The 25312-nt window shown below is 62.3% G+C and carries 26 protein-coding genes and 2 pseudogenes; 12 read left to right on the top strand and 16 right to left on the bottom strand.

From position 1 onward, the window contains the following. Positions 1-183 precede the first annotated feature (183 nt). From rhtB to AB4Z20_RS14915, 3 genes are all read right to left on the bottom strand, one after another. The gene (gene rhtB / locus AB4Z20_RS14905; protein WP_214510076.1) at positions 184-816 is read right to left on the bottom strand and encodes a homoserine/homoserine lactone efflux protein; all 633 of its coding nucleotides are present in this window, start codon (positions 814-816) and stop codon (positions 184-186) included. A gap of 146 nt (positions 817-962) precedes the next feature. Then, complete coding sequence (locus AB4Z20_RS14910; protein ID WP_212798107.1) at positions 963-1544, bottom strand: mechanosensitive ion channel family protein; 582 nt, start codon at positions 1542-1544, stop codon at positions 963-965. Beyond that, a complete protein-coding gene (locus tag AB4Z20_RS14915) occupies positions 1544-3454 on the bottom strand; it encodes an ATP-binding cassette domain-containing protein (RefSeq protein WP_442090162.1) in 1911 nt (636 codons plus the stop codon). The genes AB4Z20_RS14910 and AB4Z20_RS14915 overlap by 1 nt, the downstream gene beginning before the upstream one ends. A 50-nt stretch (positions 3455-3504) precedes the next feature. Between AB4Z20_RS14915 and AB4Z20_RS14920 the strand changes: the two genes are divergently transcribed. Then, a complete protein-coding gene (locus tag AB4Z20_RS14920; RefSeq protein ID WP_253470327.1) occupies positions 3505-3969 on the top strand; it encodes a TIGR02444 family protein in 465 nt (154 codons plus the stop codon). Here the strand turns inward: AB4Z20_RS14920 and AB4Z20_RS14925 are convergent. Beyond that, positions 3966-5138, bottom strand: a complete 1173-nt coding sequence (locus tag AB4Z20_RS14925) for an AlgP family protein (RefSeq protein ID WP_442090163.1) — start codon at positions 5136-5138, stop codon at positions 3966-3968. The genes AB4Z20_RS14920 and AB4Z20_RS14925 overlap by 4 nt on opposite strands. Before the next feature lie 191 nt (positions 5139-5329). Between AB4Z20_RS14925 and AB4Z20_RS14930 the strand changes: the two genes are divergently transcribed. Beyond that, positions 5330-5995 (top strand): FKBP-type peptidyl-prolyl cis-trans isomerase, encoded by a 666-nt coding sequence (locus AB4Z20_RS14930; RefSeq protein ID WP_253470329.1) that lies wholly within the window; start codon positions 5330-5332, stop codon positions 5993-5995. 59 nt (positions 5996-6054) lie between these two features. Here AB4Z20_RS14930 and AB4Z20_RS14935 read toward each other — a convergent pair whose 3' ends face one another. From AB4Z20_RS14935 to AB4Z20_RS14970, 8 genes and pseudogenes are all read right to left on the bottom strand, one after another. Then, positions 6055-6513 (bottom strand): Rsd/AlgQ family anti-sigma factor, encoded by a 459-nt coding sequence (locus tag AB4Z20_RS14935; protein WP_003206770.1) that lies wholly within the window; start codon positions 6511-6513, stop codon positions 6055-6057. A gap of 174 nt (positions 6514-6687) precedes the next feature. Continuing rightward, positions 6688-7230, bottom strand: coding sequence for a disulfide bond formation protein B (locus AB4Z20_RS14940; RefSeq protein WP_253470330.1), 543 nt, complete (start codon positions 7228-7230; stop codon positions 6688-6690). Positions 7231-7622: 392 nt separating this feature from the next. Next, on the bottom strand, positions 7623-8870 hold the full coding sequence (locus AB4Z20_RS14945; protein WP_214510082.1) for a heme biosynthesis protein HemY: 1248 nt from the start codon (positions 8868-8870) through the stop codon (positions 7623-7625). Beyond that, positions 8867-10000 carry a uroporphyrinogen-III C-methyltransferase gene (locus tag AB4Z20_RS14950; RefSeq protein ID WP_253478339.1) on the bottom strand — a complete coding sequence of 378 codons (1134 nt, stop codon included), beginning with the start codon at positions 9998-10000 and terminating at the stop codon, positions 8867-8869. Before AB4Z20_RS14950 ends, AB4Z20_RS14945 begins: the two co-directional genes overlap by 4 nt. A 36-nt stretch (positions 10001-10036) precedes the next feature. Continuing rightward, a pseudogene (locus tag AB4Z20_RS14955) lies at positions 10037-10783 on the bottom strand (uroporphyrinogen-III synthase); the annotation flags it as partial. After that, positions 10780-11721: a hydroxymethylbilane synthase gene (hemC, locus tag AB4Z20_RS14960; protein ID WP_442090164.1), complete on the bottom strand. Its 942-nt coding sequence runs from the start codon at positions 11719-11721 to the stop codon at positions 10780-10782. The pseudogene AB4Z20_RS14955 and the gene hemC, both read right to left, overlap by 4 nt. 137 nt (positions 11722-11858) lie before the next feature. Then, positions 11859-12605 (bottom strand): LytR/AlgR family response regulator transcription factor, encoded by a 747-nt coding sequence (locus AB4Z20_RS14965; RefSeq protein ID WP_214510084.1) that lies wholly within the window; start codon positions 12603-12605, stop codon positions 11859-11861. Then, a pseudogene (locus AB4Z20_RS14970) lies at positions 12602-12802 on the bottom strand (sensor histidine kinase); the annotation flags it as partial. The gene AB4Z20_RS14965 and the pseudogene AB4Z20_RS14970, both read right to left, overlap by 4 nt. Positions 12803-13077: 275 nt before the next feature. Between AB4Z20_RS14970 and argH the strand changes: the two are divergent. After that, positions 13078-14472 carry an argininosuccinate lyase gene (gene argH / locus AB4Z20_RS14975; protein ID WP_214510085.1) on the top strand — a complete coding sequence of 465 codons (1395 nt, stop codon included), beginning with the start codon at positions 13078-13080 and terminating at the stop codon, positions 14470-14472. A 128-nt stretch (positions 14473-14600) separates the two neighbouring features. Here the strand turns inward: argH and AB4Z20_RS14980 are convergent, their stop codons facing one another. Next, on the bottom strand, positions 14601-15260 hold the full coding sequence (locus AB4Z20_RS14980) for a glutathione S-transferase family protein (protein WP_253470338.1): 660 nt from the start codon (positions 15258-15260) through the stop codon (positions 14601-14603). A 124-nt stretch (positions 15261-15384) separates the two neighbouring features. Here AB4Z20_RS14980 and AB4Z20_RS14985 point away from each other — a divergent pair, with 124 nt between their 5' ends. The 3 genes from AB4Z20_RS14985 to AB4Z20_RS14995 all read left to right on the top strand — a co-directional run bounded on the left by AB4Z20_RS14985 (position 15385) and on the right by AB4Z20_RS14995 (position 19204). Continuing rightward, positions 15385-15669, top strand: coding sequence for a hypothetical protein (locus AB4Z20_RS14985; RefSeq protein ID WP_060740097.1), 285 nt, complete (start codon positions 15385-15387; stop codon positions 15667-15669). A 275-nt stretch (positions 15670-15944) separates the two neighbouring features. Next, positions 15945-16190: a TIGR02647 family protein gene (locus tag AB4Z20_RS14990; RefSeq protein WP_003206789.1), complete on the top strand. Its 246-nt coding sequence runs from the start codon at positions 15945-15947 to the stop codon at positions 16188-16190. 170 nt (positions 16191-16360) lie between these two features. Beyond that, positions 16361-19204 carry a class I adenylate cyclase gene (locus tag AB4Z20_RS14995; RefSeq protein ID WP_320389615.1) on the top strand — a complete coding sequence of 948 codons (2844 nt, stop codon included), beginning with the start codon at positions 16361-16363 and terminating at the stop codon, positions 19202-19204. A gap of 7 nt (positions 19205-19211) precedes the next feature. On the opposite strand, the gene rnk is transcribed toward AB4Z20_RS14995, so the two are convergent. The 3 genes from rnk to cyaY all read right to left on the bottom strand — a co-directional run bounded on the left by rnk (position 19212) and on the right by cyaY (position 20387). Then, positions 19212-19622 carry a nucleoside diphosphate kinase regulator gene (gene rnk, locus AB4Z20_RS15000; RefSeq protein ID WP_014340819.1) on the bottom strand — a complete coding sequence of 137 codons (411 nt, stop codon included), beginning with the start codon at positions 19620-19622 and terminating at the stop codon, positions 19212-19214. 212 nt (positions 19623-19834) lie between these two features. Beyond that, positions 19835-20050, bottom strand: coding sequence for a DUF1289 domain-containing protein (locus AB4Z20_RS15005; RefSeq protein ID WP_253470343.1), 216 nt, complete (start codon positions 20048-20050; stop codon positions 19835-19837). A gap of 4 nt (positions 20051-20054) precedes the next feature. Further along, complete coding sequence (gene cyaY / locus AB4Z20_RS15010) at positions 20055-20387, bottom strand: iron donor protein CyaY (protein WP_072343055.1); 333 nt, start codon at positions 20385-20387, stop codon at positions 20055-20057. A 185-nt stretch (positions 20388-20572) separates the two neighbouring features. Here cyaY and lptM point away from each other — a divergent pair, with 185 nt between their 5' ends. Genes lptM through AB4Z20_RS15040 form a run of 6 tightly spaced genes read left to right on the top strand, consistent with a single transcriptional unit; the run spans position 20573 to position 25177 of the window. Further along, on the top strand, positions 20573-20746 hold the full coding sequence (gene lptM / locus AB4Z20_RS15015) for an LPS translocon maturation chaperone LptM (protein WP_013694543.1): 174 nt from the start codon (positions 20573-20575) through the stop codon (positions 20744-20746). A 9-nt stretch (positions 20747-20755) separates the two neighbouring features. Next, positions 20756-22003, top strand: coding sequence for a diaminopimelate decarboxylase (lysA, locus tag AB4Z20_RS15020; protein ID WP_442090165.1), 1248 nt, complete (start codon positions 20756-20758; stop codon positions 22001-22003). A 4-nt stretch (positions 22004-22007) separates the two neighbouring features. After that, positions 22008-22838: a diaminopimelate epimerase gene (dapF, locus tag AB4Z20_RS15025; protein WP_003206804.1), complete on the top strand. Its 831-nt coding sequence runs from the start codon at positions 22008-22010 to the stop codon at positions 22836-22838. 13 nt (positions 22839-22851) lie between these two features. After that, a complete protein-coding gene (locus AB4Z20_RS15030; RefSeq protein ID WP_003206807.1) occupies positions 22852-23574 on the top strand; it encodes a DUF484 family protein in 723 nt (240 codons plus the stop codon). Between the two features lie 2 nt (positions 23575-23576). After that, a complete protein-coding gene (gene xerC / locus AB4Z20_RS15035; RefSeq protein ID WP_003206809.1) occupies positions 23577-24476 on the top strand; it encodes a tyrosine recombinase XerC in 900 nt (299 codons plus the stop codon). Then, positions 24473-25177, top strand: a complete 705-nt coding sequence (locus tag AB4Z20_RS15040) for an HAD family hydrolase (RefSeq protein WP_214510092.1) — start codon at positions 24473-24475, stop codon at positions 25175-25177. Before xerC ends, AB4Z20_RS15040 begins: the two co-directional genes overlap by 4 nt. Positions 25178-25312: the final 135 nt, after the last annotated feature.

A 25312-nucleotide genomic window follows, 5' to 3' on the forward strand; every position in this document is an offset into this window, starting at 1 on the left:
GTGCCGGCCACTCTCCCTCGCGGGTGCTGACACACCAGTGATAGCTACGGCCTCTTTCCCCGCGCGCACCCAATCTTAAGCCGAGCACTTGTTTGCTGCGCGACAGCGCAGCGTCGGCGACGCGGCGGGGACTCCCTCGCCACAAAAGCCACCTACAAAAGCTACCTCGCCGCAGGCCGTGCTTTATGCAGCGGCCTTTCTGATCGTCGCCAGCAAACCCGCCGCGCCAATGAACATACCCGCAAAGGCACGGTTCATTCGCCGCTGCTGTTTCGGGGTGCGCAACAGCCGCAAGACTTTGGACGCCAGCCCGGTGTACCCGGCCATGACGATGAGGTCGACGACGACCATGGTGACACCCAGGATCAGGTATTGCTGGATCAACGGGGCATGGGGATTGATGAACTGCGGCAACACCGCCAGCATGAACACCAGCGCCTTGGGGTTGCTGATGTTGACCAGGAAGCCGCGAAACACCAGGGCCAAGGGCTTGCCGATAGGCCGCGGGCCCGTATCGTCAGTCATTTCACCGGGAATGGCGCGCCACTGTTTGACACCCAGGTAGACCAGGTAGGCCACGCCGAACCATTTGATTGCATAGAACGCAGTGGCCGACGCCGTAAGAATCGCGCCAACACCGGCGGCGACGACCACGATTTGCGAGGCCAGCCCCAATTGCAGGCCCAAGGCGTTCCAGTAACCACGCCAGAAGCCATAGCGCAGCCCGCTGGACATCGATGCAATAGCGCCGGCACCCGGCGAAAGACTGATCACCCAGCACGCAGCGAAAAACGCCAGCCATGTTTCCAGCACCATTGCACTCCCCGGCTCGAATTCGTCGAAACGACTAAGCTAATGCGCCACCAGGCCGTTGACCACCGTTTTTTTGCACAAGCAATTGAGCCGGTATGAACCGTGGCGAGGGAGCTTGCTCCCGCTGGGCCGCGAAGCGGCCCTATGCGTTATTCGACGAAACCACCCACCGGAAACGCCTCGCTGCCGCGCCAGCGCCGCACCGAACGCTGGAAGAACAGGCTGTTGGGCACTTGCACCATGGCGCTGCCGGTGCCGAGTTCCTCGGGCTCGATCAGCGTGGTGTACAGCAGATTGATCGCCACCACGCGCCCCTTGATGCCGGGCTTGTCGGTGGTGTCCACCAGTTCGACCACATCGCCCAGGCGAAACGGGCCGACGGTGTAGATCAAAACGGCGCAGAACAGGTTCGACAGCACGCTCCAGATGGCAAAGAACGCCACCGCTGCCACCGCAACGAAGCCCGACAGTGCAGTCCACAGCACCGTGGCCGAGACGCCCAAGCGTTCGAGCACCACCAGCACCGCAGTGCCCATGATCAGCCAGCGCAGCACACCCCGCAGGATAATGACCAGTTGGGGTGGGAACGGGTAACGCTCACCCAGGCCTGTAAGGGTCCGCGCCACGACACGCTGCGCAACATAACCGGCCAGCAGGATCAGCAGGATTTGCACGCCCAGCCAGATCGGTTCGATCCACATGACGGGTACAGGCAGCGCCAACGCTTCCATCAGGACAACGCCTCCAGCTCCGCTTGCAGGTTTTCCAGCAGTTCCAGCGCTTGCATCCACGCCTCCTCGAGCTCCGCTTCCCGAACCTTCAGCTTGGCCTGCTCGGCCAGCAGGTCGCGCAACTCATCCTTGCGCGCCGCCTCGTAGAGACCACTGTCGCCAAGGCTGGTTTCGATCTTTTGCAGTTTTTCATGCAGCTTGCCCAACTCGGCTTCGAGTTTGTCGGCCTCACGCTTGTGCGGCGCCAGTTGCTGGCGCAATGCGGCCGCGGCCTGGCGCTGGGCTTTCTTGTCGGTCTTGTCCGGGTTGACCGGCGTGCTGCTGACCGGCGCGTTGCGCTGACGGTATTCCACCAGCCAACGGGCGTAGTCTTCCAGGTCGCCGTCGAACTCCTCGACCTTGCCGTCGGCCACCAGGAAGAAATTATCCGTGGTGCTCTTGAGCAAATGCCGATCGTGGGACACCACCAGTACCGCGCCACTGAATTCCTGTAAGGCCATGGTCAGGGCCAGGCGCATCTCCAGGTCCAGGTGGTTGGTCGGTTCGTCGAGCAGCAACAGGTTTGGCCGGCCCCAGGCGATCAATGCCAGCGCCAGGCGCGCCTTTTCGCCACCGGAGAAATTCAGCACCGGTTCGTCGATGCGCGCCCCGCGGAAATCGAAACCGCCGAGAAAATCGCGCAAGACCTGCTCGCGCTCGGTCGGTGCCAGGCGTTGCAGGTGCAACAGCGGGCTGGCCTTGGAATCCAGGGAGTCGAGCTGATGCTGGGCGAAGTAGCCGACCACCGTGTTCTCGCCCCGGGTCAGGCGCCCGGCCAGAGGCTCGAGTTCGCCGGAAAGGTTCTTGATCAGGGTCGATTTACCGGCACCGTTGGGCCCCAGCAGACCGATCCGCGCACCCGGGGTCAGTTGCAGCTTGACCTTCTCCAGCACGGTCTTGTCGCCATAGCCCAGGCGCGCGTCGGACAGGTCGATCAACGGGCTGGAAATCTTGGTCGATTCGCGGAAGACAAAATCGAACGGCGAATCGACGTGGGCCGCCGACAACTCTTCCATCCGCTCCAGCGCCTTGATCCGGCTTTGGGCCTGGCGGGCCTTGGTGGCCTGGGCCTTGAAGCGGGCGATGTAGCTTTCCATGTGCGCACGTTGCGCCTGTTGCTTCTCGTAGGCCTGCTGTTGCTGGGCCAGGCGTTCGGCACGCGCGCGCTCGAAGGCGCTGTAGCCGCCGCGGTACAAGGTGAGCTTGCGCTGATCGACATGGGCCACGTGATCCACCACCGCGTCGAGGAAATCACGGTCGTGGGAAATCAGCAGCAGCGTGCCCGGGTAACTCTTGAGCCAGTCTTCGAGCCAGATGATGGCGTCGAGGTCCAAGTGGTTGGTCGGCTCATCGAGCAACAGCAGATCCGAAGGACACATCAAGGCCTGGGCCAGGTTCAGGCGCATCCGCCAGCCACCGGAGAAGTCTCCGACCTGGCGATCCATCTGCTCATTGGTAAAGCCCAGGCCGGCGAGCAATTTGCGCGCACGGGCATCGGCGGTGTAGCCGTCGGCGCTGTCGAGTTCCGCGTGCAGGCGGGCCTGTGCGGCACCGTCGTGGGTCGCTTCGGCCGCAGCCAGGTTGCGTTGTACCTGGCGCAGGCGCAGGTCGCCATCGAGCACGTAGTCCACCGCCAGGCGCTCGAGGGTGTCGACCTCCTGGCGCATGTGGGCGATGCGCCAATCAGCCGGCAACAGACAATCACCCGAGTCCGGGTGCAGCTCACCTCGCAGCAAGGCGAACAGGCTCGATTTGCCGGCGCCGTTGGCACCGATGAGGCCGGCTTTGTGGCCGGCGTGCAGGGTCAGCTCGGCGTCTTCTAGCAGACGTTGCGGGCCACGCTGTAAAGTCAGGTTCTGAAGTCGGATCATAATGGCGGCGGAGTCTACCAGCTTCGCTCGCAACTGGCGCGAGTAGCACGATGTCCCCAGACCTGTGGAGCTTTTCCCTCGACCTCTATGCCAAGCCTGGCGTAGAGCCCGCCTGCCTGGCGTCACAAGACGCCGGCGCCAACGTCTGCCTGCTGCTGTGCGGCCTGTGGCTGGCGCAGCGCGGCGTGGCCTGCAATGAACACAGGCTGCAGCAGCTTCGACGATTGGCCGAGCCTTGGGATGCCGAGGTGGTGCGGCCACTGCGCACGCTTCGTCGCCAATGGAAAACCAGTGCCCTCCAGGACACGGCACTCAATGGCCTGCGCGAGCAAGTCAAACAACTGGAGTTGGCAGCCGAACGGCAATTGCTGGAGCGATTGGAAGCACTGGCCAAGGATTGGCCCGGGACACAACAGAACGATTCAGCGCAATGGCTGCAAGGGCTGGCGGCGAATGCCGGGCCAGCGAGCCGCGACGCGCTGCATCAGCTGCGCGTCGCGGTGTCCGGCACTTAGGAAGCGCTGGTTGGGGTGCTGCTGCTCGGCGCAACGGCGGCGGATGGGCTGGTCGCCGCGGCCGGAGTGCTGGCGGTTGGAGCCGGTGCCGCGGTCGGAGCCGGTGTCGCTGGCTTGACGGCTGGCGCAGTCGCAGGTTTTGCGGCAGCTGGCTTTTTCACGGCAGGCTTGGCCGCTGGCTTGGCGGCAGGTTTTGCAGCGGCCGGCTTCGCAACAGCTGGCTTGGCAGCCGGTTTTGCCGCAGCGGGTTTGGCAGCGGGTTTAGCCGCTACTTTGGCGGGTGCTTTGGCAGCGACTGGCTTGGCAGCCGTTTTCGCAGCGGGCTTGGCCGCAGCCGTTTTGGTTGCCGCAGGCTTCACTGCTGGTTTGGCAGCAGGCTTGGCGGTAGCAGGTTTTGCAGTGGCTTTTACCGCCGCTTTGGCAGCAGGTTTAGCGGCAGCGGTTTTCGTCGCGGCAGGTTTGGCGGCGGCGGTTTTAGCGGCAGGTTTGACTGCAGCTTTTGCCGCTGGTTTTGCAGCAGCTTTTGCCGCAGGTTTGGCGGCTGGTTTTGCAGCAGCTTTTACAGCGGGCTTGACGGCAGCAGGTTTAGCGGCCGCCGTTTTTACGGCAGGCTTGGCCGCCGCTTTGACGACTGGTTTTTTTGCCGCAGGTTTTGCAGCACTGGCAGCGACCGGTTTGGCAGCAGGCTTGGCAGTGACTTTGGCCGCAGCTTTTGTCGCTACGGGTTTAGCCGCCGGCTTCTTGGCCGATACAGCGGCAGGCTTGGCAGCACGAAGCGTCAGCGCCTTGCCTGCGGCTTCTTGAACACGACCGACACCCTGGGCCAGTTTCAGGCTTTCCTGGGCATCACGCTTGAGTTGCAGAATGTAGGTGCGGGTCTCGGACTGACGATCCTTCAAGGCATCGAGCAGGTCTTCGAGTTCTTTCACGACCTCTTTGGCCTTGGCTTGTGCCTTGGCCTTGCCAGCGGTGGCTGCGTCTTGCAATTTGGTGCGCGACTTATGCAGTTTTTCTTGCGCTTTGCCGCGTTGTTTTTCAAGTTTGGCGAGCAGTTTTTCAGCATCAGCCAGGGCTTGGGAGCAGGCATTTTCCAGATGTTCGAGCAAGCTGCCCGAGAGTTGTTGGAGCAAGTGCAACGGAGTGTTTACAGGCTTCTTGGTGGCCGACATGGTTTACCTCCTGACTGACGTGAGTGCGGCTCATACTAGACCTCTGCTTCAACCGCCGCTAGGGCATGTTGACAGTACACAAGACGTTGCGTTGCAAGGGACGAAAAATCTTCTGCGCCAGTGCCTTGGCAATCCACCGCTATAGATATCGGCACTGGCATAATTCCTCGATTCGAGGCCGGAGAGCAGACATGTCGCGTCACCTGTTTTTATTCCTGTGCATGGTTTGCTCCACGGTCCAGGCCGTTGAAAAACCCAGCGCAAACGATGCCCACGATTTGGCTTACAGCCTGGGCGCGAGCCTCGGCGAACGCCTGCGCCAGGACGTGCCGGACCTGCAGATCAAAGCCTTGGTCGAAGGCTTGCAACAGGCCTACCTGGGCAAGCCGCTGGCCCTCAAGGATGAACGCATCGAACAGATCCTGGCCGAGCACCAGGCACAACTGAATTCTCAATCGACAACACCACAGATCGACGCCGCGTTGAAAACGGAGCAGAAATTTCTCAATGAAGAAAAGAACCGTCCCGGCGTCCAGCAACTCGCAGACGGCATCCTGCTGACCGAGATCAAGCCAGGCCACGGCGCGAAGGCCGGCCCTCACGGCAAGGTCCAGGTGCTGTATACCGGTCGTTTGCCGGACGGCACCGTATTCGATTCCAACCACCAGGCGCAGTGGTTCAACCTCGACAGCGTGATTGACGGCTGGCGCAGTGCATTGCCGCAAATGCCGGTAGGCGCAAAATGGCGGCTGGTGATTCCGTCGACCCTGGCCTATGGCGCCGAAGGGGCGGGAGATGTGATCCCGCCATTCACGCCACTGGTGTTTGAAATCGAATTGCTGGGCGCGACGACCTGACGCTGACCCAATAAAAAACGGTGCGCAATGCGCACCGTTTTTTCATGACCGCGAAACCGTCAGGCCTGGACCGCGGCTTCTTCCTTGTGAGCGTTGTGCAGCACTTCGATCAGGCAGTCTTCCAGTTCGAAACGCTCGTGCAGCAAGCCGCCCAGCTCCTTGAATTTTTCCGCTACGCACTTGCCTTCATCGCACAGATCGTTGAACGCCAGCAGCTTTTCGGTGATGACGTCGATGCGCGGGTAGATCTGCTCGGCGAGTTCCAGGCCGCGCTTGTCGTTGAAGGCCTTGGCCTCGCCCGTCAGTTGTTCGTAGATCTCGAAATGACCGGCAGACACATAGTCGACCAGCACACCGCAGAACTCCTGCAAGGGTTTGCGGCTTTCGCTCAGCGCTTCAGGCTTATCGCCGAGGGCATCGTAGGCCCGAACCAGTTCGTGACGCTCCTGCAGCCAGCGATCGATCAGCAGATGCACCCCACCCCAGCGTTCCTGAGCATTCTGACAACTTTCGAGCATGGTGATTTCTTCCCTTGTGAGTCATGCCACTCGCAGCCTGTGCACGCCTGATGATCAGGGACAAGCCAGACACAACATGATCGAGCGACACAATTCCAATAACACGTGCGGGCCAGATTATGCCCGCACGACAATGGCTTCAAGGTACGCAGGAGATAATGTTCATACAAGTGTTTAATCCACGGCCCGGAGCATCTGCGACGTATCGCCGCTGAGCGGTCGTACCAGAGCACTCCAGGCAAGGCGCAGCAGTAGATAGGCCATCGCGCTGGACACCGCGAGAAAAAACAACAGGCTCCATTCGGGGATACTCAGGTCAAACAGCGTCCAGGTGATATTCGCGCAATCGACCGCGCCGTCGAGGACGCGATGCAACGCGCACCACCACGAATCCATCAGCTTGGGCTGGGCAACACAATCAGGAAACGGCTCGAACGAATGGCTTTGCATCAAGACCTGGCGCCCTGCCAGGGTCATTCCCCCCGTCGCAAAAACCAACCCTGCCGCCCCATAGAAGAGACTGCCTCTTTGGCCTGGACCGTGTACGCATGCCACAAGGCTGTTCGCCAGGAACAGCATCAGGCACAACCGCTGCAAGACACACAGGCTGCAAGGCGTCAGGCCGACCGAATACTCCAGATAAGTGGCGATGCCCAAAGCCAGGGCTGCGGCGATGGAAGCCATGAAAAACAAGAAGCGTGAGCTGGCCAAAGACATGGCGGTTCCGTAACAGAAGAGACAAGCAGTTACGGTAGAGGAAAGCCCTCGGGCCTTTCAAGGCAGGCCCGCGCAGACACTTCACCAGGGATGTAGGGAATTCCCGACAGGCCAAAGAGGATTCAGCGCGATGGGCTGTAGGACTTTACTGATGGCATGACCAAAGCCCCAAAACCAGGGCGGTATTCGCACCCGGTTCTGGGTTGCCTGGGGGGATGTCATCGCGAGCAAGCTCGCTCCCACAGGGGGTTGACGGTGGCCAGGGATCAAATGTGGGAGCGAGCTTGCTCGCGATGGCGATCTTCAATTCACCACAGGCCTCTCAGCCGAGCGGGAGCAAGCTCCCTCGCCACAATGGTTCATACCATTTTCAAGAATGAATCATGCCCCTCTCAAGTGGACAACACCTGAGCCGGAACCGGCAACGGCGCGGCCAGCAGGCGCTCGTCCAGCAGCCCCAATCCCTCCTGGAACAACTGGTTGCTACGCTCGGCATCGCCCAGTTGCGCCAGCAATCGCGCCAGTTCAGCACAGGCTTCGGGGTTGCGTTGGACGCGCAAGCTGCTCTCCAGATAGTCCCGCGCCTTGCCCCACAAACTGTTCTGCAGGCATAGGCGCCCCAGGGTCAGCAGCAGGCTTGGATCAGCCGGATGATCCTTGAGCCAGCCTTCGGCCGTTTGCAACTGACGGACAGGATCATTGCCCCGAACCAACCCATACAAGCGCGCCAGATGGCTGTCGTAGTGACGCTTGAGCGCACTTCGCAGCACCTCTTCGGCCTCGACCTGGGCCCCCAACTGGCGCAACTGCTCGGCATAGGCCAGCACCAGCGCCGACTCCTGGCGCTGCGCGGAGGTCAGTTGTTGCCAGGCGCGATTGAGCGACTGCAAACCGACGCTGCCGTCCTCCTCACGGTGGGCTGCCAGGGTGAGGTTTTCACCCCAGGCACGACGTTCCAGTTCCGCCAGTTCAGCTGGCGGCAGGACCTTGTCCTTGCGCAGCTCCGGCAACAGCCGGATCAATGCCGACCAGTCGCCGCGCTGCTGATGCAGTCGTTGCAGTTGGCGCAGGACCTGGACGTTATGGGGATGACGCTCATGCATGGCCTGCAGCGTGGTCAACGCGCCGTCGGTGTCGCCTCGGTCCGTCTGCAGTTGCGCGTGCGTCAGGGCAATGGCCAGTTCCGCCTGGGGCTGACGCTCCAGGGCGCGCTCGAGCAAACTGTCGCTCTGTTCGTAGAGACCTTGTTCGTTGGCCGCACGGGCGGCACCGAGGTAATACAGCAGCGGCTGGCGCTCGGCTTCGGCGGCACGATGCAGGTGTCGTTGGGCACTGGCCCAGCGACCTTCGGCCAGGTCCAACTGGCCGTGCTCGATCGCCACTTGCACCCGCCGGCTGCGGTTGCGCCGCGACCACGGGTTGACCACGCCGCTGGACGTAGTCACCAGCCCGATCAGCGCCCTCAGGCCTCGCCACACCAGCCAGAGCACCGCCACCAGCGCCAGGGTGACCCACAGGCCGGCTTCATAACGGAAGTTCTTGTACGCCACCAGCACGTAACCCGAATGCTCGGCAATCGCCACGCCCAGCAAGGCAGCGGCAGCGATGACCACGAACAGAATCACGTAGAGACGCTTCATGGCGTGGCCTCCTGCGCGCCAGGCGCGGGCAGCGGCTTGACCGATTCCTGGGCATTGAGGTCGCGGCGCTCAAGGTAAGCCTGGACGCTGCTCAGCGTGCCCGTCAGGTCCGGGGTGACCACCGTCACCGGCTGCTTGGACAGCTCACCCACGCGTTCGAGCATGATCTTGCTTTGCGGGTTGTCCTGGTTGAAGTTGTTCTTCAACACGTCCCGAGCCTCGGTCAGCGCCTGGGTGTAGACCGGCGCCTGACCATTGAGGGCGGCCCATTGCGCCTGCTCCAGCGCCAGGCTCAAGGCCAGGCGCACTTGCACGAGGCTTTGCCCGGCCAGCAGCGGACGAACATTCTCATCGGCGTTGAAGTCGATACGGATATAGCGCGAGATCTGGTCCCACCACTGCGCCCAACGACTGGCGCCATCGCCGTCGGCGGTCAGGCCCAGCAGGGATTCACCGCGGTCCTTGTACTCGGGCGCCAGCTCGGTCAGCTCCAGGACCTGGTCACGCAAGGCGCCCAGTTGCAGGAACAGCCCGGTGCGATCCGGTTGCTCGGTGCTGCGCAACGCGGCGAGGGTCTTGGCCAGTTGCTCGCGGGCGGCGAACGAACCGGGGTCGTTCTGCTCGCGCAGGATTTCGTCCGCCCCCTGGACCAGCGCCTGGGCACTATTGATGTCCTGCAGGGCAGAAAGACGCAGGCTGGCCAGGCGCAACAAGTGCTCGGCCTCCGCCAGGCGCCAATCCTTGCGGCTGGCACCGAGCACGGTTTCCAGGCGCTGGTTCAGGTGCTGCTGGTCACTTTGCAACTGGGCCACCAGGCGCCGCCGCTCCTCCAGCTCTTCGGCCGGGGGCAATTGCGCCAGGCGCTCGCTCAGGCGTTGCTCGTTGAGCTTGAGGCTCTGGGCCTGGTCATTCAGTGCCTGGACCTGGGCGGACTGCTGCTGGTTATTGGTTTGCAGATGACGCACCTGCCACACGCCCCAACCGCCCACGGCCACGCCAGCAGCCCCGAGCAGCAATGCAACAATGGCCAACCCGTTACCGCGACGCGGCGCCACTGGAGGCGGAGTTTCAACCGGCGCATCGATCGCTGGCTGGTCTAGATCTTCTTTTGGCAAGGCTGTTTCGCTCACGTATCCATCCTTTGCATTAGAAAACGGCACGGAGTGTTCCCGTAACGCCGCCAGCAAAGCCGCGGCATTGGCGCCACGACAATCCACAACTGTTCGGGCCCCGGCGGCACGCGCCATCTCGGCAACCCTTGGGCTTGGAACAAACAACGGTAACCGCGCCAGGGCCGGCCACGCATCGCCGGCCAGCCGCTGCAGATGCTCGAAGCCCTGCCCACTGCTGACCACCAGTGCGTTCAAGCGTTCCGCTTCGACTTTCGCCGGCAACGCCCCTTCGCCGTAATCGGGCAAGTGGCGGCGGTACAATTCCAGATAATCGACACTAGCACCTTGCTCGCGCAAACGCTCTGCCAGCAAGCCACGCCCGCCCTCGCCCCGCACGATCAACACCTTGGGGTCGGGCCGCGCAACAGCCTGGCGCAAGACCAAGTGTTCCAGCAAGGCTTCGCTGTCATCGCCGTTATCGGGATAAAACACCATGAGGCCGGCATCGACGAGAATCTGTCCGGTGGCCGCGCCCACGCTGAACCATGGTTGGTCTGGAGGCTGGGGCCAGTACTGGCGCAGCAACTCGACGCACAGGCGTGCGGCCGGTTTGCTGACGACGATCACGGCAGAGTATTGGTCCAGCGCCTGGAATATCGCCCGTCCGGCATCGGATAGCGGGACCGGCTCGATATCCAGCAAGGGCAGGCTGCTGCTGTAGACCCCCGCTTCGGCCAGGACAGCCGCCAGCGCCGACGACTCGTCCGCCGGCCGGGTGAGCAGCAGCCGCCAACCCGTCACGTGTGGCCGGCCTCGCCGTAGACCGCCTTGAGAATGTCGGCGGCGCCCTGGCTCAACAGGTCTTCGGCCACCCGCACGCCCAACGCCTCGGCATCGTGGCGCGGCGCCCGGGCTTCGGCGCTGAGCAGCCGGCCACCGTTGGGATCCCCCACCAGGCCGCGCAACCAGACCTGTTCGCCTTCCAGCACGGCGTAACAGGCGATCGGCACTTGGCAACCGCCATTGAGGTGTTTGTTGAGGGCGCGCTCGGCGAATACCCGCGTAGCGGTGTCTTCATGGTGCAGCGGCGCCAGCAAGGCGTGGATGTCGCGGTCGGCGCTGCGGCACTCGATGCCCACCGCCCCTTGTCCACCGGCCGGCAGGCTGTCGTCGACGCTGATGGCCGAGGTGATGCGATCTTCAAAGCCCAGGCGGATCAGGCCGGCGGCGGCGAGAATGATCGCGTCGTACTCACCGGCATCGAGCTTGGCCAGGCGCGTATTGACGTTACCGCGCAGGAAACGGATTTGCAGGTCCGGACGGCGAGTCAGCAACTGTGCCTGGCGACGCAGGCTGGAAGTGCCGACCACGCTCCCGGCAGGCAGTGCGTCAAGACTGGAGAACGTGTTGGAGACGAACGCATCGCGTGGGTCTTCCCGCTCGCAGATGCAGAACAGGCCCAGGCCTTCGGGGAAGTCCATGGGCACGTCTTTCATCGAATGCACGGCGATGTCGGCTTCGTTGTCCAGCAACGCGGTTTCCAGTTCCTTGACGAACAGGCCCTTGCCGCCGATCTTCGACAGCGGCGAATCCAGCAGCTTGTCACCGCGACTGACCATGGGCACCAGGGTCACGATCAGGCCGGGATGGGCCGCTTCCAGGCGGGCTTTGACGTATTCGGCCTGCCAGAGGGCCAAGGCACTTTTACGGGTGGCGATGCGGATCTCGCGAGGGGACATGGATCAATCCGTACTTAAAAGATACGGCAGATAATAACAGCTCAGCCAAAACCGCTTTGATTTGAATCACGACCCCAAGGCCTCCCTGGCCGCCAAATCCTCGAAATGAAACGCATCGAACGCCTTGGACCGCTGCATTAAAGCTGCTGCATCATCTTGCGCACGCCGGCCACGTGCCGTCGGCTGACAATCAGCGCATCGCCATTGAGGCCCTTGAGGAACAGTTGGAAATGCCCAAGGGGGGTGCGCTGCAAACGCTCGATCCGCTCGCGGGCCACAAGGGCGTTGCGATGGATGCGTACGAAACGTTCGCCGAACTCGTCTTCGAGGGCCTTGAGTGGCTCATCCAACAACACCTCGCCACTCTCATGGCGCAAGGTCACGTATTTGTGGTCGGCAATGAAATAGACCACCTGGTTCAACGGGATCAGCTCGATGCCTTTGCGGGTGCGCGCACTGATATGGCTGCGCGGGCCGCTGCCGCTTTCGGCGGCCGGACGGGTCAGCGCTGCCAACTGCACGCGGTTGGGCCGCTCGGCCTTGCGCAAGGCTTCGAGCAACGCCTCGGCCGCCACGGGCTTGACCAGGTAGCCCACGGCGCCGGCCTGCAACACCTCGGGAGGGAAATCGTCCCGGGTGGTACAGAACACCACCGCAGGCGGCGACTCTCGTTCGCACAACTTCGCCGCAACCTGCAGACCGTCCAGGCCAGGCATGCGAATGTCGAGCAGCACGATATCCGGCTTGTGGCTGTCAATAAGGGCCAATGCCTCGTCGCCATTGGTGGCGCTCGGCTCCAGGACACTGTAACCCTCGAGCTCGCCAACCATTCGGCTCAGGCGCTCGCGGGCCAGTGGTTCGTCATCAACGATCAGGACATTCATATTGCGCTGGATTCCTGCGTGAGTCTCGCACAAGGATAGCGTAGACAGGGGAAGTGACATCCGTCACGGCGATCCACGCTAAGACTCGTTCGAGGGCCAAAAAGTGCCGCGAGGCGGTTGCCTATCTTTACCAGCGCTTGCCGACCGATGCCCGAGGCCCGTTGTCGCACGGCGTCGCCGTAGGGATTGTTAACTGTCGATCTGACCAATATGAGCACCCCCTTCTTATCTATATCCGCTGCGCCATGGGTGGAAAAAGCAAAAGTCCTACAGTCCACTGTAGACGGTTGCCACGACGATATTGCTCAATATTGCTCAATCGAAAAATATCGTTGCGGGAAAACCCGGTTGGATCCCAGGCTTGCGTCGAAAAAACCTGCCGACCAGTGCCAGCGCCAGTCCCGGCAACCCTGCTATCATCCGCCGCAGCCTTTAACCGCTACTTTTTCCACAGCCGATCACGAGCGAATTCATGAGCACTGACAAGACCAATCAGTCCTGGGGCGGCCGCTTCAGTGAACCCGTCGACGCCTTCGTCGCCCGCTTCACCGCCTCCGTCAACTTTGACCAGCGCCTGTATCGCCACGACATCATGGGCTCGATCGCCCACGCCACCATGCTGGCCAAGGTCGGCGTGCTGACCGATGCCGAGCGCGACAGCATCATCGACGGCCTGAAGACCATCGAGACTGAAATCGAGGCCGGCCAGTTCGACTGGCGCGTCGACCTTGAAGACGTGCACATGAACATCGAAGCGCGCCTGACCGACCGCATCGGCGTGACGGGCAAGAAACTGCACACCGGCCGCAGCCGCAACGACCAGGTCGCCACCGACATCCGCCTGTGGCTGCGCGATGAAATCGACCTGATCCTGGCCGAAATCACTCGTCTGCAAAAAGGCCTGCTGGAGCAAGCCGAGCGCGAAGCCGAGAGCATCATGCCGGGCTTCACGCACCTGCAAACCGCCCAACCTGTAACGTTTGGGCATCACATGCTGGCCTGGTTCGAAATGCTCAGCCGCGACTACGAGCGCCTGGTGGACTGCCGCAAGCGCACCAACCGCATGCCCCTGGGCAGCGCCGCGCTGGCCGGCACCACGTACCCGATCGACCGTGAATACACCGCGCAGTTGCTGGGCTTCGACGCCGTGGGCGGCAACTCGCTGGATAACGTCTCGGACCGCGATTTCGCCATCGAATTCTGCGCCGCCGCGAGCATCGCGATGATGCACCTGTCGCGTTTCTCCGAAGAGCTGGTGCTGTGGACCAGTGCGCAATTCCAGTTCATTGACCTGCCGGACCGCTTCTGCACCGGCAGTTCGATCATGCCGCAAAAGAAAAACCCCGACGTGCCGGAACTGGTGCGGGGCAAGAGCGGCCGGGTGTTCGGCGCATTGATGGGCCTGCTGACCCTGATGAAAGGCCAGCCGCTGGCCTACAACAAGGACAACCAGGAAGACAAGGAACCGCTGTTCGACGCCGCCGACACCTTGCGCGACTCGCTGCGGGCCTTCGCCGACATGATCCCCGCCATCAAGCCCAAGCACGCGGTGATGCGCGAAGCGGCCCTGCGCGGCTTCTCCACCGCTACGGACCTGGCCGATTACCTGGTGCGCCGTGGCCTGCCGTTCCGCGACTGCCATGAAATCGTCGGCCATGCCGTGAAGTACGGCGTGGACAGCGGCAAGGACCTGGCGGAAATGAGCCTGGACGAACTGCGCCGGTTCAGCGACCAGATCGAACAGGATGTGTTTGCCGTGCTGACCCTCGAAGGCTCGGTCAATGCCCGCGACCACATCGGCGGCACCGCGCCGGCGCAGGTCAAGGCAGCCGTAGTGCGCGGCCAGGCGTTGCTCGCCAGCCGCTAAAAGCCAAAAGCATCGCGAGCAGGCTCGCTCCCACAGTGGATCTTCAGTGAACACATATTTTGTGGCCATGGAGATCAAATGTGGGAGCGAGCCTGCTCGCGATGACTCACTTCAAAACACCACAAAACTCACCTCTTGGCAGCGATCATCGCCAAAAACGCCGGCATCGCTGCTTCTCTATCCGCCGCAATCCGCTGCACATGCGGATTCTGCTCCAAGCGCTCCATCAGCGCCTTGGCCGCCGGCATGTCTGCCAGCAGGTCGATATCGAACAACTTCCTGCCCACCTGGCAGGCCGGCGAGACGCTGTAGAAGAAATACAGATCGGCAATGGTCAGACTATCGCCCGCCACATAGGGCGCGAATTTGCCGTGCCGACCGAGCGAGGCGAACCCCTGCCGCAATTCGTCTTTGCTCTTTTCCTTGATGGCATCGGGCACCGTCATGCCGAAAAATGCCTCGGCGAAGCAAGCCCGCGCCGGCAACTCGATGTACAACTCGATCTCCCTGCACAAGGCCAATACCTGGGCCCGCTCGAACGGGTCACTGGGCAGCAGGGCCTTGCCTGGCTGGGTTTGCTCGATGTACTCGAGGATCACGCTGGTTTCGTTGATAAACCCCTGCTCGGTTTTCAACACCGGCACCTTCCCGCGCGGGCTGATGGCCCACGCTTCGGCGGTCTGGTTGGGGTAGAACGGCACTTCTTCGAAGGGCAGGCCCTTCTCCAACAGCGCCAGCTTGACCATGTTGTAATAGTTACTGACAGAGAAACCATAAAGCTCGAGCATTACAAAGCCTCCAGGCCGTGCGGGGTTGGCAGCATTGCGTTATAGACCGTCGGGGTATTTCTTGCCAGGCGCATCACGCCGCTGAATGCAGGTAAACTGGCGACCTTTCTCCCAGGAGCCTGCCATGAGCGAGCCAACCGACATCGACAATGACGAAGAAGAATTCGTCGAGAACACGCTGATCCAGGCCATCGAAAACCAGATCGAAAGTGACAATCCGCCTGCGGCCAAGGCCACTTTCAACAAGTTGACCCTGGTCGGTTACGAGCGCGAAGAAATCCTCAACCTGATGGCCCATGTGCTGGCGGTGGAGATCGATGCGATCCTGGAAGAAGATCGCCCGTTCGATACCCAGTGGTACGAAGCCGCCTTGCGCGCGTTGCCTGAGTTGCCGCCGGAAAAGAACTGAACGGTGCTTGCTCCCGCTCGGCTGCGCCCTGTAGGAGCTGCCGAAGGCTGCGATCTTTTGATCTTGATCTTGATCTTTCACTTGAGACTCAAGCGTCAGGGGAAAGATCGCAGCCTCGTTACACTCGACAGCTCCTACGCAGCTCCTACGCAGCTTCTACGGGCCACAAAAAATGCTTTTAGGCAAAAAAGCATGACACTGAGACTGGACAGGCCGGCCGAGTGCGCTCACCTTAGTGTCGCTGTCGACCAATTCCTAGAAAGTCTGGAGTCCTTATGTCGCTTACCCCTGAGCTGGTTGCCGAACTGGAAATCCTCGCACTCTTCAACCTGGACAGTTCCCAGGAAGGCCTGAAAATTCATCAGACCGCTGCCCCTAAAGCGATTGCCGCTGCCCAACGCCTGTTCGAAAAAGAACTGATCACCCAGCCCGACGGTGGTTACCTGACCAGCCTGGGACGGGATGCCGCCCAGAACGTACAAACCGTCCTGACGATACTCAGCGTGCAAGAAGCCGCCTGATCCCCCCTGTCGCCCACGGAAATCTCCTTTACGGGATTTCCGCAGGCGCACGGGTGCCCTGCGTAAAAAACCGGCTTCCGAATTCCGTTTTCAGCTTAAGAATTCCCAAGATCGGGCGCTAAACTGCCATTACCCCCCACGTTCGACGCCGCGAGCCGGTTTGAGCTGACATGACCCGCAATCACGAAATACGCCCCGATCTGGACGAGGGAATCGACCGCAAGGTCTTGAGCCAGTTGCGCGCACGTTTTCTCAAGCTCAACACCGTACGGATGGAGCGCGCCCTCGAAGGCCTGTCGCCGCGCCAGCAAGGCGTGCTGACGTTGTTGCCGCTGTTCTTTCACGTCAACCATCCTCTGCTGCCCGGCTACGTTTCCGGCAGCACGCCTGCCGGGCTGTCGAACTACGAGCCTGACGCCAATATCCTTGCCGAAGCCCAGCGACTGACCCGTTCGTTTTCCTATAAGCCCCGACACGGCAGCAACCCGCCACGGCCGATCCTTGGCCTATTCCTGATGGGTAGCCTCGGCACCCTGGCCCAGGCCGACCAGAGCGACATGGACGTTTGGGTGTGCCACGGGCCGGACCTGAGCGACGATGAACTGGCCGAGCTGCGCAAGAAATGCCAGTTGCTGGAGATCTGGGCCGCGACCCAGGGCGCCGAAGCCCACTTTTTCCTGATCGACCCGGCGCGCTTCGTAAGGGGTGACCGGGACAACCAGCTCAGTTCCGACGATTGCGGCACGACCCAGCATTACCTGCTGCTGGACGAGTTCTACCGCACCGCGATCTGGCTGGCCGGGCGCACGCCGATCTGGTGGCTCGTGCCGGTCTACGAAGAAGAGAACTATGAGCAGTACACCCATACGCTGATGTCCAAGCGTTTCATTCGCGCCGATGAAACCCTGGACCTGGGGCACCTGGCCTACATTCCGCCGGGCGAATTCGTCGGTGCCGGGCTCTGGCAGCTGTTCAAAGGTATCGAGTCGCCCTACAAGTCCGTGCTCAAGCTGCTGCTGACCGAGGTCTATGCCAGTGAACACCCGAATGTCCGCTGCCTGAGCCTGCGCTTCAAACAGGCCGTGTTTGCCAATCGCCTGGACCTCGAAGAGCTGGACCCGTACATGCTGGTCTACCGCCGCATCGAGGAATACCTCAATGCCCGCGGCGAATCCGAACGCCTGGAGTTGATCCGCCGCGCGCTGTACCTGAAGGTCAATCGCAAGCTCACCGGCCAGACGCGTAACAGTGGCTGGCAACGGGTACTGCTCGAACGACTGGCCCGGGAATGGGGCTGGGACCAGCGTCAACTGGCGCTGCTGGACAGCCGCAGCCAATGGAAAGTCCGCCAGGTCAGCCACGAGCGACGGGCCCTGGTCAACGAACTCACCCACAGCTACCGCTTCCTGACCCAGTTCGCCCGCACCGAGAAAACCGTCAGCCTGATCAACAAGCGCGATCTCAACGTGCTTGGCCGGCGGTTGTATGCAGCCTTCGAGCGCAAGGCCGACAAGGTCGAGTTCATCAACCCTGGCATCGCGCCGGACCTGGCCGAAGACACCCTGACGCTGGTCCAGTCACCCAACAAGAAAGAACCGGGGCAGAACCAGTGGGCGCTGTACAACGGCAGCCTCAACGCCCTGGAGTGGGAGAACTTCGCGCCGATCAAGCGCTGCCGCGAGCTGCTGGAACTGCTGACCTGGTGCCATCGCAACGGCGTAATCGACAGCAGCACGCGCCTGGCGCTGCACCCAGGCGACAGCGACCTGAGCGAGTTCGAACTGTTCAATCTGCTGGGCAGCCTGCAACAGTCCATCGCCCTGCCCTTGACCACCGTGGATGAAGCACAGTTGCTGCGCGCCAGCGTACCCAGCGAAGTGTTGATCCTGGTGAACGTCGGCGTCGACCCGCTCAAGCACCACCGCGACCTGAATATCCTGATGACCACCGAGCGCACCGACTCCCTGAGCTATGCCGGGGTCCGGGAGAACCTGGTGCTGACCCTCGACCAGGTCACGCTCAACAGTTGGAACGAGGTGCTGGTCAACCGTTTTGACGGCGAACACGCCCTGCTCGACTGCCTGCGCGATTACCTCAACGACCTGCCCGTCACCCAGCACCAGCCACGCTTGCAGGTGCGCTGTTTCTGCCACAACCGCGCCCAATTCATTGCGCGGCGCGTGGAAGAAGTCATCGACACGGCGCAGACCCTGCTGCTGAGCAGGCTCAATCACCGCTATCTGCTTCAGGTCCAGCAGCACTATCACGTGTTGGAGCTGGTGCCCGGCCAGGTCAATCACGTGGCGTTGGGCAGCCTGTCGGCGCTGATGGATTACCTGGGCGAGGAACTGACGGCCTACAGCCCCTTGCACCTGGACCCGATGGCCCTGGAGGACCATGACCTGGCGCTGATCCTGCCCATGGGCCAGCCCGAGTGCATCCAGGTGTTCTACCGCGTCGACGAAGACGAGGCCAATCTGTACGTGCTCGACGAGTTCAACGCACTGTGGCAACAACACGTGCCTTATCACGACGAACCAAGCCTGCTGGTGCCGCTGCAACGCTTTTTGCAGTCGGTGCTTTACCGTCGCGATGCCCTGCTGCCGCTGGATGCCGCCCAGCCGCAGACCCTGGAAACCCTGTACTACCAGTTATTGCCCTCAGGCAGCGGCCGGGCGCGACGGATCGAAGCGCGGCAAGCCCCGCAGATGCTGCTCAACAAGCCGTTCTATGACGTGCAGGCGATCATCGGCAAAGCGGCGCACGGGCAGGTGCACGTCACCCTGTACTGCGATCAGCAGGAGTTTTCCGAACTGGAGCATGGCGACCAACTGTTCCGCGTGGTCGCCAGGGAGATCGTCGAACAGCGCCGCGAGGCCCAGCGCTATCGCTGCTACATCACCGACCTGGACCTCTCGGGCCTGGTGGGCGACGGCGCCTGTTCAAGCAATTTGTACCTGCGCTACAAGGCCGACCTGGAACGCGCCCTGAACGAGGCACTGAACCAGGTCTGAGACGGGTTCAGAACGCGCAGTCGCCGCCATTGACCGGCTGCGACTCGACCTCCAGCAACGTCAGCTTCAGCGTCTTGCCACCCGGGGCCGGCCAGTCGATGTGCTGGCCGACCTTCAGGCCCAGCAACGCACTGCCCACTGGCGCCAGGATCGAGATCCGGCCTTCGTCGGCGTTCGCGTCCTGTGGATAAACCAGCGTCAGGTGATAGTCCTTGCCGCTGCTTTCTTCGCGACAGTGCACGCGCGAGTTCATGGTCACGACATCGGCAGGCACTTCTTCGTGGCCCACCACGTTCTCGGCGCGATCCAGTTCGGTTTGCAGCGCAATCACGCCCGGCAGCGTTTCATCAAGGCTGTCGATCAGGCGTTCCAGACGCTGTACGTCCAGACGGGTAAGGGTGATGGAAGGTGCGGTCATGATCCTGGCAGACTCCTTTCTTCTGCACAAAAAAAGCAAAACCCCGCCACAAAAAGGCGGGGTTTTCACGGACCTCGATGGATTGAGGCGTAACCGGACACTATCAGTAGGAGCTGACGAGTGCAACGAGGCTGCGATCTTGACCCGGGCAATTGAGCTTCAAGCGAAAACCGCAAAGATCAAGATCAAAAGATCGCAGCCTTCGGCAGCTCCTACAGGAGCCTGCGCTTTAGCGCCTCGGCGCAGATGACCCGCCGACGCTCGTCGTCGGCCGAGCGCCATTCGCGGATATCTTCCACGTGACGCAGACAACCGAGGCAGACCTTCTGTTCATCCAGCTTGCACACGCCGGTACACGGCGACGGTACGGCCGGGCTGACGTTGCTGTAGAGCGGCTTGGGTGGCCGTAGCGGGGCGGTCTGGCTCACGCCGTCACAGGCCTTCGAAATCGAGTTCCACGCCAGCCTGCTGCTTGACGATGCGCTCAAGCATTTCGCCCAACTGCTCTTCGCTCTTGTCGCACATCCAGCGCTCGCTTTCTTCGTCATAGTCGAAGTGAAAGCCACCGGAGACCGCCGCCAGCCACAATTGCCGCAACGGCTCCTGGCGACTGAAAATCAACTGGCTGCCGTTTTCGAACTTGACGGTGAGTACACCGGCGGAGATTTCCAGGTCAATGTCCAGGCCACTGTCATCGAACACATCCTCCAGCGTTTGCTGGGTCGCATCGACCAGATCGTGGAAACGGGCTTCAGTCAAACTCATTGCGGCAACCTCGAAAATGTCTGCTCATGCTCAAGCGCCGCAAGATACGGACGCTTCCCGGTGATTGCAAAGGATATACCCACTGGCGACCACCAGCGCCGCCGGACGGGCGCCCCGTTGCATAGGCAAGCTGACGGGTGGCCGGTATACTCCGGCGCAATTAAAGCATTTTCAAGGATTTCGCCATGAAGCGCCTGATCTCTTCCCTTGCTGCGCTCGTCGCGGTTGCCTGCCTCGTGACAGCCTGTGGTCAAAAAGGTCCGCTGTACCTGCCTGATGACAGCAAGTCTCCTGAAGAACAGGCCAAGTCGTCGCAGGCCAAATCCCACTCGCACGACACCCACACCACCACTTACTAAGGGAACGCCATGGACGCTTTTAACTACCGTGGCGGGGAGCTGTTCGCGGAGGGGGTTGCCCTGTCCGCGATCGCCGAACGTTTCGGCACGCCGACCTATGTCTATTCCCGCGCCCACATCGAAGCCCAGTATCGGACGTTCGCCGATGCCCTCGAGGGCATGCCGCACCTGGTGTGTTTCGCGGTAAAAGCCAACTCCAACCTGGGTGTGCTCAATGTCCTGGCGCGCCTGGGCGCCGGTTTCGACATCGTCTCCGGTGGCGAGCTCGAACGTGTGCTGGCCGCTGGCGGCAGCGCCGACAAAATCGTGTTCTCCGGCGTCGGCAAGACCCGTGAAGACATGCGCCGCGCCCTGGAAGTTGGCGTGCACTGCTTCAACATCGAGTCCACCGACGAGCTGGAGCGCCTGCAAATCGTCGCCGCCGAGCTGGGCGTCCGCGCGCCGGTCTCCCTGCGCGTGAACCCGGACGTCGACGCTGGCACCCACCCGTACATTTCCACCGGTCTCAAGGAAAACAAGTTCGGCATCGCCATTGCCGACGCCGAAGACGTGTACGTGCGCGCCGCCCAACTGCCGAACCTGGAAGTGCTGGGCGTCGATTGCCACATCGGCTCGCAACTGACCACCCTGGAGCCTTTCATCGATGCCCTCGACCGCCTGCTGGCGCTGGTCGACCGCCTCGGCGACTGCGGCATCTACCTGCGCCATATCGATTTGGGCGGCGGTGTCGGCGTGCGCTATCGCGATGAAGAGCCGCCACTGGTGGCCGACTACATCAAGACCGTGCGTGAGCGCCTCGACGGGCGTGACCTGGCGCTGATGTTCGAACCGGGCCGCTACATCGTCGCCAACGCCGGCGTGCTGCTGACCCAGGTCGAGTACCTCAAGCACACCGAGCACAAGGATTTCGCCATCGTCGATGCGGCGATGAACGACCTGATCCGCCCGGCGCTGTACCAGGCGTGGATGGACGTCACCGCCGTGCGTCCTCGCGACACCGCTGCGCGCAGCTACGACATCGTCGGGCCGATCTGCGAAACCGGTGACTTCCTGGCCAAGGGTCGGGAGCTGGCGCTGGAAGAAGGCGACTTGCTGGCCGTGCATTCGGCCGGTGCCTACGGGTTTGTCATGAGTTCCAACTACAACACCCGCGGCCGTTGCGCCGAGGTGCTGGTGGACGGTGATCAGGCATTCGAAGTGCGTCGCCGCGAGACGGTAGCCGAGTTGTTTGCCGGCGAAAGCCTGCTGCCGGAGTAAAACCATGCTGCTGCGTTTTACCAAGATGCACGGCCTGGGCAATGACTTCATGGTCCTCGACCTGGTCAGCCAGCACGCGCACATCCTGCCCAAGCACGCCAAGCAATGGGGGGACCGGCACACCGGTATCGGTTTCGACCAGTTGTTGATCGTCGAGGCACCCAATAACCCGGACGTGGATTTCCGTTATCGGATCTTCAACGCCGACGGTTCGGAAGTGGAGCAATGCGGCAATGGCGCGCGCTGCTTCGCCCGTTTCGTGCTGGACAAGCGCCTGACCGCCAAACGGCAGATCCGCGTCGAGACCAAAAGCGGCATCATCGAACTGGATGTGCGCAGCGACGGCCAGATCGGCGTCAACATGGGCGCTCCGCGCCTGGTACCGGCGGACATCCCCTTCCAGGCACCGGCCCAGGCCTTGAGCTATCAGGTGGACGTCGACGGCGCCACGGTGGAACTGGCAGCGGTTTCCATGGGCAACCCCCATGCCGTGCTGCGAGTGGCCGATATCAACAGTGCTCCGGTGCATGAGCTGGGGCCGAAAATCGAGCATCATCCGCGCTTCCCCGCGCGAGTGAACGTCGGTTTCCTGCAAGTCATCGACCGCCACCGCGCACAATTGCGCGTCTGGGAACGCGGTGCCGGGGAAACCCAGGCCTGCGGTACCGGCGCCTGCGCGGCCGCAGTCGCTGCGATCAGCCAGGGGTGGATGGATTCGCCGTTGTTGATCGACCTGCCTGGCGGGCGCCTGTCCATCGAATGGGCAGGCCCTGGCCAACCGGTGATGATGACCGGCCCGGCAGTGCGCGTATACGAAGGACAAGTTCGTCTTTGAGTGAGCCAAACCCATGACCGACCAGCCACAGGTTCCAGCCCCACAGCCCGACGAATCCCCCAGCCTGCCAGAAACCGCAGCAGTGGCGGCTTACCTGGAGGCTCATCCGGACTTCTTCGTCGAGCATGAAGAACTGCTCGCGACGATGCGCATCCCCCACCGGCGCGGCGACACCGTGTCGCTGGTGGAGCATCAGATGAAAATCCTGCGCGAGCGCAACATCGAAATGCGCCATCGTCTTTCGCACCTGATGGACGTGGCCCGGGACAACGACCGACTCTTCGACAAGACCCGTCGGCTGATCCTCGCCCTGATGGACGCCAGCACCCTCGAAGACCTGGTCATGAGCGTCGAAGACAGCCTGCGCCAGGATTTCCAGGTGCCCTTTGTCAGCCTGATCCTGTTCGGCGACAACGCCATGCCGGTGGGCCGCTGGGTGACCCACGCCGAAGCACAGACGGCCATCGGCGGCCTGCTCACGGAAGACAAAAGCGTCAGCGGCAGCCTGCGCGAGCATGAGCTGGACTTCCTGTTTGGCGAAGAACAACGCAAGCAGATCGGCTCCACCGCCGTCGTCGCCATCGCCCACCAGGGCGTGCACGGCGTGCTGGCCATCGCCAGTCGCGATCCGCAGCACTACAAGAGCTCGGTGGGCACGCTGTTTTTGAGCTACATCGCCGAAGTCACCGGCCGGGTGCTGCCACGGGTCGCTGGTTCGCTGCGCTCGGTACGCTGAGGATGGAACGGCAACTGGACGCCTACTGCGAACACCTGCGCAGTGAGCGCCAGGTGTCACCCCACACGTTGTCGGCCTATCGCCGCGACCTGGAAAAAGTACTGGGCTGGTGCCAGAAGCAGAACATCGGCAGCTGGGCGGCCCTGGACATCCAGCGCTTGCGCAGCCTCATCGCCCGCCTGCATCAACAGGGGCAATCCTCTCGCAGCCTGGCACGCCTGTTGTCAGCGGTACGCGGCCTGTATCACTACCTCAATCGCGAAGGCCTGTGCGATCACGACCCGGCCACCGGCCTGGCACCGCCCAAAGGCGAGCGCCGGCTGCCAAAGACTCTCGACACCGACCGCGCCCTGCAACTGCTCGAAGGCGCCGTCGAGGATGACTTCCTGGCACGGCGCGACCAGGCGATTCTCGAGCTGTTCTATTCTTCCGGCCTGCGACTTTCAGAGCTGACGGGGCTTAACCTGGATCAACTGGACCTGGCCGATGGCATGGTCCAGGTGCTCGGCAAGGGCAGCAAGACCCGCCTGCTGCCCGTCGGCCGCAAGGCCCGTGAAGCCCTGGAACAATGGCTGCCGCTGCGGGCGCTGACCAACCCCGCCGACGACGCGGTCTTCGTCAGCCAACAGGGGCGGCGCCTCGGCCCGCGGGCGATTCAGTTGCGGGTCAAGGCTGCCGGCGAACGGGAGCTGGGACAGAACCTGCACCCGCACATGCTCCGGCACTCCTTCGCCAGCCATTTGCTGGAGTCCTCCCAGGACCTGCGCGCCGTTCAAGAGCTGCTGGGGCATTCGGACATCAAGACCACCCAGATCTACACCCACCTGGATTTCCAGCACCTGGCGACGGTCTATGACAGTGCCCATCCCAGGGCCAAACGCATCAAGGGCGACGAATCATGACCATCGAGCTGATCACTTTCGACCTGGACGACACCCTGTGGGACACCGCCCCGGTGATCGCCAGCGCCGAAGCCATACTCCGCCAATGGCTGACCGACAACGCGCCGAACCTGGGCGGCGTGCCGGTGGAGCATCTTTTTTCGATTCGCGAGCAAGTGCTGCGCGAGGAGCCTGGGCTGAAGCACCGCATCAGTGCCCTGCGCCGACGGGTGCTGTTTCGCGCCCTGCAGGAAGCCGGCTACGACCAGTGGCAAGCCTCTGAACTGGCGGACCAGGCCTTCGAGACGTTCTTGCACGCCCGTCATCAGCTGGAGATTTTCCCCGAGGTGCAGCCCACCCTGGAGATCCTGGCCAATCATTTCGCCCTCGGTGTGGTCACCAATGGCAACGCCGATGTACGGCGCCTGGGGCTGGCGGACTATTTCAAATTCGCCCTGTGCGCTGAAGACATCGGCATCGCCAAGCCTGACGCCCGACTGTTCCACGAAGCCCTGCAACGCGGCGGCGCCACGGCGCAAACCGCCGTGCACATTGGTGATCACCCCGGCGACGACATCGCTGGCGCCCAACAGGCCGGCCTGCGCGCCGTATGGTTCAACCCGGCAGGCAAACCCTGGAATGCCGACCACGCGCCGGATGCAGAAATCCGCAGCCTGACCGAACTGCCAGGGTTATTGGCAGGGTGGCATCGCCAGCGCTGAACCCTGCTTCGCAGCCGCCGAAGCCCTTGGTGGGAGCGAGCCTGCTCGCGAAGGCGATCACCACCCGCCCGCTACCTGAGCCTCAACCCGATCCGTGGCGAGGGAGCTTGCTCCCGCTCGGCTGCGCAGCAGTCG

Origin of the sequence: Pseudomonas sp. KB_12 (genome assembly GCF_052114545.1) — a bacterium.
GTDB classification, from domain to species: Bacteria; Pseudomonadota; Gammaproteobacteria; order Pseudomonadales; family Pseudomonadaceae; genus Aquipseudomonas; species Aquipseudomonas brassicacearum.

Coding starts and splice junctions, on each gene's coding strand:
- argH (WP_214510085.1), top strand. CDS start 13,078: ATGAGCACTGACAAGACCAATCAGTCCTGGGGCGGCCGCTTCAGTGAA.
- AB4Z20_RS14945 (WP_214510082.1), bottom strand. CDS start 8,870: ATGAAGCGTCTCTACGTGATTCTGTTCGTGGTCATCGCTGCCGCTGCC.
- AB4Z20_RS14935 (WP_003206770.1), bottom strand. CDS start 6,513: ATGCTCGAAAGTTGTCAGAATGCTCAGGAACGCTGGGGTGGGGTGCAT.
- AB4Z20_RS14930 (WP_253470329.1), top strand. CDS start 5,330: ATGTCGCGTCACCTGTTTTTATTCCTGTGCATGGTTTGCTCCACGGTC.
- AB4Z20_RS14995 (WP_320389615.1), top strand. CDS start 16,361: ATGACCCGCAATCACGAAATACGCCCCGATCTGGACGAGGGAATCGAC.
- xerC (WP_003206809.1), top strand. CDS start 23,577: ATGGAACGGCAACTGGACGCCTACTGCGAACACCTGCGCAGTGAGCGC.
- AB4Z20_RS14940 (WP_253470330.1), bottom strand. CDS start 7,230: ATGTCTTTGGCCAGCTCACGCTTCTTGTTTTTCATGGCTTCCATCGCC.
- hemC (WP_442090164.1), bottom strand. CDS start 11,721: ATGTCCCCTCGCGAGATCCGCATCGCCACCCGTAAAAGTGCCTTGGCC.
- AB4Z20_RS15030 (WP_003206807.1), top strand. CDS start 22,852: ATGACCGACCAGCCACAGGTTCCAGCCCCACAGCCCGACGAATCCCCC.
- rnk (WP_014340819.1), bottom strand. CDS start 19,622: ATGACCGCACCTTCCATCACCCTTACCCGTCTGGACGTACAGCGTCTG.
- AB4Z20_RS14980 (WP_253470338.1), bottom strand. CDS start 15,260: ATGCTCGAGCTTTATGGTTTCTCTGTCAGTAACTATTACAACATGGTC.
- AB4Z20_RS14990 (WP_003206789.1), top strand. CDS start 15,945: ATGTCGCTTACCCCTGAGCTGGTTGCCGAACTGGAAATCCTCGCACTC.
- lptM (WP_013694543.1), top strand. CDS start 20,573: ATGAAGCGCCTGATCTCTTCCCTTGCTGCGCTCGTCGCGGTTGCCTGC.
- AB4Z20_RS14985 (WP_060740097.1), top strand. CDS start 15,385: ATGAGCGAGCCAACCGACATCGACAATGACGAAGAAGAATTCGTCGAG.
- AB4Z20_RS14920 (WP_253470327.1), top strand. CDS start 3,505: ATGTCCCCAGACCTGTGGAGCTTTTCCCTCGACCTCTATGCCAAGCCT.
- AB4Z20_RS14915 (WP_442090162.1), bottom strand. CDS start 3,454: ATGATCCGACTTCAGAACCTGACTTTACAGCGTGGCCCGCAACGTCTG.
- rhtB (WP_214510076.1), bottom strand. CDS start 816: ATGGTGCTGGAAACATGGCTGGCGTTTTTCGCTGCGTGCTGGGTGATC.
- cyaY (WP_072343055.1), bottom strand. CDS start 20,387: ATGAGTTTGACTGAAGCCCGTTTCCACGATCTGGTCGATGCGACCCAG.
- AB4Z20_RS15040 (WP_214510092.1), top strand. CDS start 24,473: ATGACCATCGAGCTGATCACTTTCGACCTGGACGACACCCTGTGGGAC.
- AB4Z20_RS14925 (WP_442090163.1), bottom strand. CDS start 5,138: ATGTCGGCCACCAAGAAGCCTGTAAACACTCCGTTGCACTTGCTCCAA.
- dapF (WP_003206804.1), top strand. CDS start 22,008: ATGCTGCTGCGTTTTACCAAGATGCACGGCCTGGGCAATGACTTCATG.
- AB4Z20_RS14965 (WP_214510084.1), bottom strand. CDS start 12,605: ATGAATGTCCTGATCGTTGATGACGAACCACTGGCCCGCGAGCGCCTG.
- lysA (WP_442090165.1), top strand. CDS start 20,756: ATGGACGCTTTTAACTACCGTGGCGGGGAGCTGTTCGCGGAGGGGGTT.
- AB4Z20_RS14910 (WP_212798107.1), bottom strand. CDS start 1,544: ATGGAAGCGTTGGCGCTGCCTGTACCCGTCATGTGGATCGAACCGATC.